This is a genomic window from Actinomadura viridis (genome assembly GCF_015751755.1).
Lineage (GTDB): Bacteria > Actinomycetota > Actinomycetes > Streptosporangiales > Streptosporangiaceae > Spirillospora > Spirillospora viridis.
This window is the reverse complement of the sequence record NZ_JADOUA010000001.1, coordinates 3595042-3606841: the sequence shown is the minus strand read 5'-3', so window position 1 is coordinate 3606841 and position 11800 is coordinate 3595042. Positions and strand designations below refer to the sequence as shown.

General features: G+C 71.4%; 10 protein-coding genes. 1 reads left to right on the top strand and 9 read right to left on the bottom strand.

Features of this window, described 5'->3' with window-relative positions; translation table 11 throughout:
* Nucleotides 1-74 precede the first annotated feature (74 nt).
* A complete protein-coding gene (locus IW256_RS16285) occupies nt 75-674 on the top strand; it encodes a YdcF family protein (protein ID WP_231403810.1) in 600 nt (199 codons plus the stop codon).
* 442 nt (nt 675-1116) lie between these two features.
* On the opposite strand, the gene IW256_RS16280 is transcribed toward IW256_RS16285, so the two are convergent.
* The 9 genes from IW256_RS16280 to IW256_RS16240 all read right to left on the bottom strand — a co-directional run bounded on the left by IW256_RS16280 (nt 1117) and on the right by IW256_RS16240 (nt 11605).
* Entirely contained in the window at nt 1117-1977 is an 861-nt protein-coding gene (locus tag IW256_RS16280) for an aldehyde dehydrogenase family protein (protein WP_307828910.1), read from the bottom strand.
* A 169-nt stretch (nt 1978-2146) separates the two neighbouring features.
* A complete protein-coding gene (locus IW256_RS16275) occupies nt 2147-3586 on the bottom strand; it encodes an aldehyde dehydrogenase family protein (RefSeq protein ID WP_197011789.1) in 1440 nt (479 codons plus the stop codon).
* A 5-nt stretch (nt 3587-3591) separates the two neighbouring features.
* Complete coding sequence (gene deoC, locus IW256_RS16270) at nt 3592-4539, bottom strand: deoxyribose-phosphate aldolase (protein ID WP_420535410.1); 948 nt, start codon at nt 4537-4539, stop codon at nt 3592-3594.
* Nucleotides 4532-5530 (bottom strand): ABC transporter permease, encoded by a 999-nt coding sequence (locus IW256_RS16265; RefSeq protein ID WP_197011788.1) that lies wholly within the window; start codon nt 5528-5530, stop codon nt 4532-4534. Before IW256_RS16265 ends, deoC begins: the two co-directional genes overlap by 8 nt.
* The gene (locus IW256_RS16260) at nt 5527-7038 is read right to left on the bottom strand and encodes a sugar ABC transporter ATP-binding protein (RefSeq protein ID WP_197011787.1); all 1512 of its coding nucleotides are present in this window, start codon (nt 7036-7038) and stop codon (nt 5527-5529) included. Before IW256_RS16260 ends, IW256_RS16265 begins: the two co-directional genes overlap by 4 nt.
* Nucleotides 7035-7991 carry a sugar-binding transcriptional regulator gene (locus IW256_RS16255; RefSeq protein ID WP_197011786.1) on the bottom strand — a complete coding sequence of 319 codons (957 nt, stop codon included), beginning with the start codon at nt 7989-7991 and terminating at the stop codon, nt 7035-7037. The genes IW256_RS16260 and IW256_RS16255 overlap by 4 nt, the downstream gene beginning before the upstream one ends.
* Nucleotides 7981-9546 carry an FGGY-family carbohydrate kinase gene (locus IW256_RS16250; protein ID WP_197011785.1) on the bottom strand — a complete coding sequence of 522 codons (1566 nt, stop codon included), beginning with the start codon at nt 9544-9546 and terminating at the stop codon, nt 7981-7983. Before IW256_RS16250 ends, IW256_RS16255 begins: the two co-directional genes overlap by 11 nt.
* Nucleotides 9543-10589, bottom strand: a complete 1047-nt coding sequence (locus tag IW256_RS16245; RefSeq protein WP_197011784.1) for a galactitol-1-phosphate 5-dehydrogenase — start codon at nt 10587-10589, stop codon at nt 9543-9545. Before IW256_RS16245 ends, IW256_RS16250 begins: the two co-directional genes overlap by 4 nt.
* Before the next feature lie 32 nt (nt 10590-10621).
* Entirely contained in the window at nt 10622-11605 is a 984-nt protein-coding gene (locus IW256_RS16240) for a substrate-binding domain-containing protein (protein WP_197011783.1), read from the bottom strand.
* Between the last annotated feature and the right edge of the window lie 195 nt (nt 11606-11800).

Here is an 11800-nt window from a genome sequence, read left to right as displayed (position 1 = left end):
CCTAACAGAATGCGTGGTGGCTCCCAGCGAGGCTCGTGCCTTCGCGGATAACGAGGTGCCCTAAAGTCACCCCCATGCGACGAAGGACAGGAGTGGCGTTAGCCGCGGCGGCAGCCCTGGCCTGGGGCGAGTGGCTGAACTGGCGCTGGTCTCGAACGCTCGTGGGTGACAGTGGGGGCGCTGCCGAGGCTGTGGTCGTGCTGGGATACCGGAATCCCCAGGCGACAGCGAACTTGATCAACCGCTGGCGAGTCCGCGCTGGAATCCGATCCATCGCCGCTGACAGTACGCAGGCCGCTCGCGTGATCTTCAGCGGCGGTGCGACCGGCAGTGGCGCCGCAGAGGCCCGGTTGATGGCCGACTACGCCAGGTCGGTGCTCGCGTTCGACGGCACAGTGCTCCTCGAAGATCGAAGCGGGACGACTTGGGAGAACATCACGAACGTGATCCCACTGCTCGAAGACATCGACCGCATCAAGATCGCCTCTCAACCGGCCCATGCACTCAAGGCCCGGGCGTACTTGCGGCGGCAGCGCCCTGACCTGGCCGAGAGGCTCGTGCGTGCGGATGACTACCGTCCTGGCGAGTGGATGATCGTCAAACCGCTGCTGGCTCTGTACGGGCTCTGGACGCTCCGAGGTCTCAGAACCGACGAACGGAAGATCTCGCTGTAGACAGCCGCTGCCGCGTCGGCGTCGCAAACGATGATTCTGCGTCGGCGCCAGTCAGGCGGCCTCGGAGGGCGCAACTCGCCGCAAGTCAACGCTCCAGGAACGCCGGCCGTGCCCGTCGTACTTCGCGCGAGCCCGGTGAGATCACCGGCGAGTGGGCCGCGCGTTGACTTGGGGCGAGTTGCTGCCTCCGGTGCGCCCGGGGCAGCAACTCGCCGCAAGGTCAACGTGGAGGCGAGAGGCGTCCACCCGGCGAACCTTCCTGGCCCCTAGGCTCTGTCTCAAAGTCCCGGCCCACGGCACTCGCCTGGCGGCTCGTACCTCACCGGGCCTTGTGCGAGCGCGGCATCGCTCCGCGATCTGCCCGGTGAGGCTCGCCTCCGGCATCGCCCCACCGGGCAGCCGACGCGCTCGCGCGGTGGCTGAGGCCACTTCGAGACAAGCCCTAGATCCCCACGGGGTGCCAGACGGTTTTGGTCTCCAGGAACGCGGTCATCCGGGCGGTTCCGGGCTCGGCCGCCCAATCGGTCCCCGACGGCCGCAGCACCCGCTTGAGGTTGCCGGCCGCGGCCTCCTCCAACACCGCCACCTGGTCGCCGGGGGCGCCCGCGAGGTCGATGGCGTTGACGTCCATGTGGGAGGCCAGCCACGGCGCCAGCTCGGCACGGTGCCCGGTGAGCAGGTTGACCACCCCGCCCGGCAGGTCCGAGGTCGCCAGCACCTCGGCCAAGGTGACCGCCGGCAGCGGTGCGGGCTCGGAGGCCACGGCCACGCAGGTGTTGCCCGACACGATCACCGGCGCCACCACCGACACCAACCCCAGCAACGGCGAGTCCGGCGCGATGACCGCGACGACCCCGGTGGGTTCGGGGGTGGAGAAGTTGAAGAACGGGCCGGAGACGGGATTGGCCGAACCGGTGACCGCTGCGATCTTGTCGGCCCACCCCGCGTACCAGACCCACCGGTCGATCGCGGCGTCGGTCTCGGCCGCCGCGGCGGTCTTGGACAGGCCACCGGTGCGCAGCTCATCGATGAACTGGGCCCGGCGGCCCTCCAGCATCTCGGCGATCCGGTACAGGATCTGCCCCCGGTTATAGGCGGTACGCCCCGCCCAGCCCGGCTGGGCCTTGCGGGCGGCGGTGACCGCGTCACGGGCGTCCTTGCGCGAGGCGCGGGAGGCGTTGGCCACGAACGCGCCCTTGCTGTCGTTCACCACATACGACCTGCCCGACTCCGAGCGGGGGAAGGCGCCCCCGATGAACAGCTTGTAGGTCTTGCGCACCGCAAGCCGCCCACCCGGCCTCACCGCGTCCTCCCTGACCCCAGCCTCCCTGGACACAGCCGGCTCGGACGGGGCCCTCTCGGACGCGGCCGGCTCGGACGCGGGCAGCTTCGAGGCGACCGGCTGAGAAGTGGCCCGCTTGGACGCGGCAGGCTTCGATGCGGCCCGCTTGGAGGTGCCGGTGTTTCCCGTGTCAGACATTGAGGTAGGCCTCCAGCCCGTGCCGTCCGCCCTCGCGGCCGAACCCCGATTCCTTGTAACCACCGAACGGCGAGGCGGGATCGAACTTGTTGAAGGTGTTGGCCCACACCACCCCCGCCCGCAACCGCTGCGCCGCCCACAAGATCCGCGAACCCTTCTCCGACCACACCCCCGCCGACAACCCGTACGGAGTGTTGTTGGCCTTCTCCACCGCCTCACCCGGAGTCCGGAAGGTCAACACCGACAACACCGGCCCGAAGATCTCCTCCCGCGCGATCCGGTGCGAGGACGCCACCCCCGTGAAAACCGTCGGCGCGAACCAGAACCCCCGCTCAGGCAGCACGCACTCCGGCGACCACCGCTCCGCACCCTCGGCCACCCCGGCCTGGGACAGTTCACGGATCCTGGCCAGCTGCGCGGCGGAGTTGATCGCACCGATGTCGGTGTTCTTGTCCAGCGGATCCCCCACCCGCAGCGTCGCCATCCGCGCCTTGAGACGCTCCAACAGCTCCTCGGCGACCGACTCCTGCACCAGCAGCCGCGACCCCGCACAGCACACGTGCCCCTGGTTGAAGAAGATCCCGTTCACGATCCCCTCCACCGCCTGGTCGAGAGGAGCGTCGTCGAAGACGATGTTGGCGGCCTTACCCCCCAGCTCCAGGGTGAGACGCTTGCCGGTGCCGGCCAGGGTGCGGGCGATCTGCTTGCCCACGGCGGTGGAACCGGTGAAGGCGACCTTGTCCACACCCTCATGCCCCGCCACCAGACGACCGGTCTCCCCCGCCCCCGTCACAACATTCACCACACCCGCAGGCAACCCCGCCTGACGGCAGATATCGGCGAACACCAACGCCGTCAACGGCGTCGTCTCCGCCGGCTTCAACACCACCGTGTTCCCACACGCCAACGCCGGAGCCACCTTCCACGCCAGCATCAGCAACGGAAAATTCCACGGAATCACCTGCCCCGCCACACCCAACGGCCGCGGATCCGGCCCGAAACCGGCGTGGGAGAGCTTGTCGGCCCACCCCGCGTAATAGAAGAAATGCGCCGCGACCAGCGGCACATCCACATCCCGCGACTCCCGGATCGGCTTACCGTTATCGATCGACTCCAGCACCGCCAGCTCACGCGCACGCTCCTGCACCAACCGCGCGATCCGGAACAGATACTTGGCCCGCTCGGCCCCCGGCATCGGCCCCCACACCCGCACGAACGCCCGCCGCGCCGCCGCCACCGCCCGATCCACATCCCCCGCATCCGCCGACGCCACCTGCGCCAGCGTCTCCTCATTAGAGGGATCGACACTCTTGAACGGCTCACCACCCCCGCCCGTGAACTCCCCATCGATGAACAACCCATACGACGGGCGGATATCGACGACATCCCGCGACTCGGGCGCCGGGGCGTACTCGAAGATGCTCTGACTCATCACAATCAGTCCAGGGAGAAGTAGTCGGGACCCGAATACACACCGGTGCTCAGCTTCCGGCGCTGCATCAGCAGATCATTGAGCAGGCTGGAGGCCCCCAGCCGAAACCACTCCGGCGACAGCCAATCCGCCCCCGCGGTCTCGTTCACCAGCACCAGGTACCTGATCGCGTCCTTGGTCGTGCGGATCCCACCCGCGGGCTTGACCCCCACCCGCCGACCCGTCGCCGCGTGGAAATCACGCACCGCCTCCAGCATCACCAACGTCACCGGCAACGTCGCCGCCGGCGCCACCTTCCCCGTCGAGGTCTTGATGAAATCGGCGCCCGCCCTCATCGCCAGCCACGACACCCGCCGCACATTGTCCAGCGTCACCAGCTCACCCGTCTCGAAGATCACCTTCAGATGCGCCGACCCGCACGCTCGGCGCACCGCCACGATCTCCTCGAACACCTTCACCAAATCCCCCGCCAGGAACGCGCCCCGATCGATCACCATGTCGATCTCACCCGCACCCGCCGCCACCGCCGCACGCGTATCGGCCAGCTTGGCCTCCAACGGCGCACGCCCCGACGGAAACGACGTCGCCACACTCGCCACCACGATCCCGGTGCCCGCCAAAGCCTCCACCGCCACCCCCACCAGATCGGGGTACACGCACACGGCGGCGACCTTCGGCACACCCGGATCGGACGGATCGGGGTGGGCGGCCTTGGCGCACAACGCCCGCACCTTCCCCGGCGTGTCCGCCCCCTCCAACGTCGTCAGATCCACCATCGAGATCGCCAGATCGATCGCCTCCGCCTTCGCCGAGGTCTTGATCGACCGAGAAGCCAGCCGCGCGGCACGCTCCTCGACACCGACCTGATCCACACCCGGCAAACCCAGCAGGAAGGCACGGAGCTCGGCACCGGTCGGGGTGCCCTCGTCCAGCGTGGTCGTCAGCTCAGGCACGTTCGCCCCTGTTCTCGAGGATGCGGTTGAGGATGAGCGCCGCCACCAGGATCAGGCCGGTCACGACCATCTGGAAGAACGAGCTCAGCCCCACGAGGTTGAACAGATTCTTCAGCACCGACAGCAGCAGGACCGCGATGAAGGTACCGAATACCTTGCCCCGGCCGCCGAAGAGGTTGGTCCCGCCGAGCACGACCGCGGCGATGGCGTCCAGCTCCAGCCCGCTGAACGCGGTGGGCTGGCCGATCGTCAGGCGCGAGGTGAGCAGGATGCCCGCGAGGGCGGCGAGCAGGCCGGAGATCGCGAAGACGGCGGTACCGACGGCGCGGACGGGGAGCCCGGACAGGCGCGCGGCCTCCCGGTTGCTGCCGACCGCGTAGACGTACTCGCCGAACGTGGTCCCGCGCAGGACGAGCGCCGCGACGATCGTGACGCCGATGAAGATGATCCCGACGATCGGGACGTATCCGATGAAGCCGCCGCCGAGCAGCTGGAAGCCCTCCGGCAGGTCCCCGCCGGCGGGGGTGCCGCCGGTGAGGAGGTAGGTCAGGCCGCGGATGCTGGTGAGCCCGGCGAGGGTGGTCATGAAGCTGGGCAGCGACAGGTACGCCGACAGGCCGCCCATCAGCGCTCCGGCGGAGGCCCCGGCGGCGAGGGTCACCACCACGGCCAGCAGCGGGTTGACGCCGTCGGAGATGAGGACCGCCACGAGCATTCCGGCGAAGGCGGCGGTGCTGCCCACCGACAGGTCGATGCCCGCGGTCAGGATGACCATGGTCATCCCGATGGCGACGATGCCGACCAGGCTGGACTGCTGGAGGAGGTTGGCGATGTTGCGGGCGGTCAGGAACTCCGGCGCGATGACGGAGGCCACGACGCACAGCCCCAGGAAGATCAGCAGCAGGTTGCCGTTGCGGAGCAGGTCCATGCTGCGCTGCCGGGACAGGACGCCGGCCCCCGCGGACCGGGTCGGGGACGCGGTCTGGGTCATGGGGTGGCTCCAGTGATGACGGTGTGGGCGATGTCGGCCTCGGGGGTGGTCCGCGGGTCGAACCGCGCGATGTTGCGGCCCTCGTGCAGCACCCAGACGGTGTCGGCGTGCGCGGTCAGCTCGGCCAGTTCGCTGCTGGCCATCAGGACCGCGACGCCGTCGTCGGCGAGGCGGCGCACCTGGCGGTAGAGGTCGGCCTTGGCGCCGATGTCCAGGCCGCGGGTGGGTTCGTCCAGCAGCAGCACCCGCATGCCCCGGGCGATCCACTTGGCGAGGACGACCTTCTGCTGGTTGCCGCCCGAGAGCTGGCCGACGGGCTGGTCGGGCGAGGCGTGCTTGACCCCCAGGTCCTTGAGGATCGGAGCGGCGATCCGCTTGCCGCGGGAGCGGGGCGCGGCCCAGCCGAGCGCGGCGACGGCGGCGTTCCGGGCGACGCCGAGCCCGAGGAAGAGCCCCTGTTCCTTGCGGCTCTCGGGGACGAGCGCCAGCCCGTTGCGCACCGCCGTGCGCGGGCCGGCGACCGGCAGCGGCCTTCCGTCCAGCCCGGCCCGGACCTCGCCGCGCACCGCTCCGAACAGGGCGTTCAGCAGGGTGGTGCGCCCGGCCCCGGCCAGTCCGGCCAGCCCGACGATCTCTCCGGGGCGGACCTCCACCCCGGAGACGTCGAGGATGTCGCCGACCCGGACCCGTTCGACGGTCAGCCGCGGCTCACCCGAGGGCACCGGGCGGTCGGCGCGGCGGACGAGGTCCCGGGCACCGCCGATCATGGCGCCGACCAGTTCGTCGTGGCCGGTGGTGGCGAGGTCGAACACGCCGACGTCGCGTCCGTCGCGCATGACGGTGGCCCGGTCGCCGATCTCGGAGACCTCGTCCAGCCGGTGCGAGATGTAGATGATCGAGCGTCCCTCGGCCACCAGGTCCCGGATGACCGAGAACACGACCTCCAGGTCGCGAGAGCCCAGCGTCGCCGAGGGCTCGTCCATGACGATGACCTTGGCGTCGGTGGTGAGGGCCTTGGCGATGGCGGTGAGCTGCTGCGCGGCGATGGGCAGGTCGCGGACCCGGTCGCCGGGCGCGAACGTCCCGCCGACCTTCCGGATGTACTCCTCGGCCGCCAGCGAGCGCGCCCGCCCGCGGACGAACGGGCCGCGCGCGGGCGCCCGCCCGAGGAACAGGTTCTGCGCGACGGTCAGGTCGGGGGCCAGGTCGAGTTCCTGGTAGATGACGCTGATGCCGGCGGCGATGCCGTCCTGGGGCCCGGTGGCCTTCAGCGGACGCCCGGCCAGGACGATCTCACCGGCGTCCGGCCGGTAGGACCCGGCCAGGATCTTCATCAGGGTGCTCTTGCCCGCCCCGTTCTCGCCGAGCAGGCAGTGCACCTCTCCCGCGCGGACCGAGAGGTTCGCGCCGTCACAGGCCAGGGTGCCGGGGAAGCGTTTGACGATGCCCTTCATCTCCAGGAGCGGGGCGCCCATGCCGTGCCCTCCCTTCGTCTGCGGCTCGCTCATTCGGACTCCAGCAGGTAGGCGGCGGTGTGGTGGTCGGTGACCAGGACGTTGCAGATCCGGCTGGCCACGACCGCCCGGGACACGCGGTGCTTGGCGGCGCCGGCGACCACCGCGATCGACCAGGTGCCGGCGCGCAGGTCGTCCAGGGTCACGCCGAGGGTGCGGCGGTCCAGCTCGTCCCAGACGATCCGGCCCTCGTCGTCGATGAACCGGCCGACGACGTCGCCGACGCCGTGCCGGTCGGCGAGCGCGTCGATGTCGGCGGGGGCCAGGTAGCCCGACTCCACCAGCACCGAGTCGCGGGCGAGGGCGCCGGGGCTGAACAGGAAGGCGCCGCAGTGCCGGGCGAGGTCCAGCACGCCCGCCACCGAACGGTCGCTCTCCAGCACCCTGCGGGTCGCGTCCTGCTCGACGATGGCGGGGACGGACATCAGCGTGACGGTGCCGCCGCCGTGGTGGGCCAGGCGGCTGGCCATGTCGGACGCCGAGGTGGGCCGCCGCGAGCGGCTGAGCCCTCCGTTCACCTGGACGACGTGGACGCCGCGGGCCCAGCCGGGCGGGATGTGCGCGGCGACCGCGTCCAGGGTGCGCCCCCAGGAGACGCCGAGGGTACGCGGCGCCGGGCTGAGGTCGGCCAGGTACTGGGCGGCGACCCCGGCCACCCGGTCGCGCAGGTCGACGTCGCCGGTCACGCCGTCGGCGGGCACCACGACCGCGTCGCGCAGCCCGTACCGCTCGACCAGCGCCCGTTCCTCCTTGTGGCGCCGGTGCCGCGGGTGCACGATCTCGATCCGGACGATGCCGGCCGTGCGGGCCTCGGCCAGCAGCCGCCCCACCTTCCAGCGGGTGAGGTGCAGCTTGCGGCCGATCTGCTCCTGGGTCTGGTCGCCCTCGTAGTACATCTCGGCGACCCGCAGCAGCAGCGTCTCGTACTCGGGGTCGTCAGCGTTCACGGGGCTCTCCGCGCGGGCGGCTCAGCCGGTGCGCCACCTCGCGGGTGGCCTCGGTGGCCTGCCGGTAGAGGGCGTAGCCGTCGTCGTAGGCGGGCCGTGCCGACGGTTCGACGAGGGTGGTGACCGGGGTGAACGCCGCCGCGGCCGTGGCCAGGTCGGCGTGCGCCCCGGTGGCGGTGGCGGCGATGACCGCGCAGGCCCGCAGGGTGAGGTTGTCGCCCGCGCCGGGCTCCGCGGCCTCCGGCTCCCCCGCCTTCCTGGACGGGGCGGCCCGGCCGACGAGCCGCAGCGGGCGGCCCAGGACGTCGGCGGTGGTCTGCAGCCACAGCGGGTTGTGCCGTATGCCGCCGGAGACGTAGATCTCCTCCACCGGGACCCCTGCGTCCAGGAAGGAGTCCAGGACCTGGCGGGTGCCGTACGCGACGCCCTCCACGGCGGCCCGGTACAGCTGCGCCGGGGTGGTGCCGAGGGTGAGGCCGAGGACGGCGCCGCGCAGGCCGGGGTCGCGCAGCGGGGTGCGGTTGCCCATGAAGTAGTCGAGAACGATCAGGCCGTGCTCGACGGGCTCGACCCGCGCCGCCTCCTCCCACAGCTCCGGCAGCCGGTCGCGGCTGAGGCCGAGCAGGTGCTCGCTGACCCAGCGCAGCACCGAGCCCGCCGAGACCTGGCCGCCCTCCACCAGCCAGAACCCGTCACGCAGCGCGTCGGGGTAGGGCCCCCAGATGGCGGGGGTGTAGACGGGCGAGGCGATCTCGGCGACGAAGGCGTTGGAGGTTCCGCAGACGACCGACAGGCGGCCCTCGGCCAGGCCGCCGGTGGCCAGCAGCGACAGGTGCGCGTCGATGCCGCCGACGGCGACCTGGGGACGGCCCCGCAGCCCGAGTTCGTCGCGGACCGGGCCGGTCACCTCCCCGGCCACCGCGCCCACGGGCAGCACCTCGGGCGGCAGCTTCGCGGCCAGGTCGGGGATCCCCAGCCGCGCGTACAGGTCGGACGGGTATCCGGCGCCGCGCGGGTCGTGGTTGGACTTGCAGCAGGCGTTCATCCGCGAGGCGGTCCAGGTGCCGGTGAGCCGCCAGGTGATGTAGTCGACCGCCTCGACGATGCGGTCGGCCCTGTTGTAGGTGTCCGGCTCGTTGCGGGCCAGCCACATCGCCTTGGGCACGAGCCATTCCACGGCGTCCGAGCCGCCGGAGTAGCGCAGCACGTCGTGGCCGGTGGCGGCGGTCAGGTCGGACTCGGCGCCGGCCCGGCCGTCCATCCAGAGGATCGCCGGGCGGAGCGGGCGGCCGTCCCCGTCCAGGACGACGACGGTGGAGGCGGTGGTGGCGACCGCCGCCCCCGACACCGGCGGGCCGCCCGCCTCGGCCAGCGCCGCGCGGGTCGCGGCGACGACGGCCCGCCACCATTCCTCGGGGTCCTGCTCGGCCCAGCCGGGCCTGGGGAAGGTGGTGGCGTATCCCTGCCGGCCCGTGCCGAGCACCGTTCCGTCGGCGGTGAAGACGGCGACGCGGGCCCCTTCGGTTCCGAGGTCGATGCCCAGCAGCGCGCTCACGTGCCGGCCCCCGGCAGGAAGAGCACCTTCGAACTGAAAATGGAACGTTCCCCCAGCTGCTTCATGGTCTCCGGCACCGCCTCCAGGCCCAGCTCATGGGTGATCATGAACTTCCAGCGCAGCGCGCCGGAGGCCATCGCGTCCGCCGTCGCCCGCCACTCGTCCCCGGGGAACGGGGCCGAGAAGGAGTTCCAGGCGCCGTGCAGGCTGACCTCCCGCCGCAGGAAGTCGTTGAACGTCCCCTTGGCCAGCTCGACCGGGGCGTGCGGGATGCCGATGAAGACCGCCTCCCCGTGCCGGGCGCACAGCGAGGCCGCCAGGTCGGCGGTCACCGGGTTGCCCGCGGACTCCACCACCACGTCGTAGCCGTCCCCGGCCAGGTCCCGCGCCTCCTCGGCGAGGGAGGCGGTGTGGGTCGCACCCGCCTCCGCCGCCTGCGCCAGCTTCTGATCGTTCAGATCGATCGCCAGCACGTCGGAGGCGCCCGCCAGCCGGGCCCACTGGACCGCGAACAGCCCGATCGGCCCGGCGCCCACGACCGCGACGCGGCTGCCGATGCCCAGGCGGGTGCGCCAGATCGCGTGCAGCGCGATGGCCGCCGGGTCGATCATCGCCGCGGCCTCCGCCGGCACCCGCTCGGGAACGGTGAACAGGTTGCCCGACGGGACCGTGACGTACCCGGCGTACGCGCCGTCCCGCCTGCTGCCGAAGTAGTCGTAGTCCAGGCACAGGCTGAACCGGCCCCGCTGGCACTCCGAGCAGACCCGGCAGGGGATCAGCGGGGGCACCGCCACCAGGTCGCCCACGGCGGCGCCGCTCACGCCGGGACCCGTCTCGACCACCCGCCCGGAGAACTCGTGGCCGCAGATGACGGGCATGCGGTGCGCGCCGGCGGTCAGCATCCGGGCGATGTCCGAACCGCACACCCCGCACGCCTCGACCCGTACCAGCGCCTCGCCCGGGCCGGGTTCCGGTCTGGGCACCTCCTCGACACGGATGTCACCGGGCGCGTGGAGGACGGCCGCCAGCATTTTCTCAGGCACGATGGACCTTTCTGCTTCTTTCTCGGGAGGGATCAGGAGGAGGAGGCGCGGGCGAACACCGAGTCGCCCGCGTACTGCGCCGCGTTCTCCGGGTCGACCAGCCCGGTCCCGGCGTCGACGTACTGGGCCACCTGCTCGCCGCGCTCCGCCTTGATCGCGGTGTCCGCGGCCAGCTGTCCCATGCCGATCGGGTCGTTGAGCGCGGTCGCGACGTACTGCCCGGACGGGATCGCCTTCACCGCCTCCATGAGGCCGTCGACACCGGCGACCTTGACGTCGGTGCGCCGGTTCTCGCGCAGCACCTGCAGCGCGCCGACCGCCATGTCGTCGTTGTGCGCGTACACGGCCTTGACGTCGGGGTTGGCCTGGAGGAGGTCCTGCATGGCGGTCACGGCCTTGGCCCGGATGTAGTCGCTGTAGGGGCCCTTGACGACACGGATCTTGGAGTTGGACGCCACGCCCTCGCCGAAGCCCTTGCTCCGGTCGCGGGCCACCGCGCCGCCGGCGTCGCCCTGGATCTCGATGACCTTGCCGCCGGCCGGGCCGAGCGCCTTGGCGACCCGCTCGCCGACCAGCCTGCCCATCTTCACGTTGTCGCGGCCGACGTGGGACGTCGCGCCCGAGGGCACGGGCCGGTCGACGGTGATGACGGGGATCTTGGCGGCCTTGGCCGCCGCCAGGCCGGGGGCGACGCCCTTGGGGTCGACCGGGTTGATCAGGAGGACGTCCACCCCGCGGGTGACGAGGTCCTGGATGTCGTTGTTCTGCTTGGTCACGTCGCCGTTGGCGTCCGCGAACAGCAGCTTGGCCCCCGCCTTGTCCGCGGCCTGCTGCGCCCCGTTCTTCAGCTGGACGTAGAAGGGCGACTGCTGGGTGACCTGGCTGAAGCCGATCACGACCTGCCCGTCCTTGTCGCCCTTGTCCGACGAGGAGCCGGCGGGCCCGGTGGACACCGAGCAGGCCGACGCGGCCGTGACGATCGCCGTCACCGCCCCGACCAGGAACATCCTTCGCATGAACCCTCCCCGGGTCTGTGGTTGGGGTCACACCGTAAAAGCGCTGTTCAGGGGGCCGCAACATATGCGTAATGGTTTGCTCATCTGAGCAACGCCCGCCGTCCAGCCCCCCGACCTGCCCCGATCCGTCCCTCTGGCACCACCGGCACCACGTGTCCGAAAACCCCGTCCCTGGACCCGCCCGCCGTAGGCGCC

Excerpts from the sequence above, each read along its gene's own strand:
- IW256_RS16265 (WP_197011788.1), bottom strand. The coding sequence starts at position 5,530 with ATGACCCAGACCGCGTCCCCGACCCGGTCCGCGGGGGCCGGCGTCCTG.
- IW256_RS16260 (WP_197011787.1), bottom strand. The coding sequence starts at position 7,038 with ATGAGCGAGCCGCAGACGAAGGGAGGGCACGGCATGGGCGCCCCGCTC.
- IW256_RS16240 (WP_197011783.1), bottom strand. The coding sequence starts at position 11,605 with ATGCGAAGGATGTTCCTGGTCGGGGCGGTGACGGCGATCGTCACGGCC.
- IW256_RS16275 (WP_197011789.1), bottom strand. The coding sequence starts at position 3,586 with ATGAGTCAGAGCATCTTCGAGTACGCCCCGGCGCCCGAGTCGCGGGAT.
- IW256_RS16285 (WP_231403810.1), top strand. The coding sequence starts at position 75 with ATGCGACGAAGGACAGGAGTGGCGTTAGCCGCGGCGGCAGCCCTGGCC.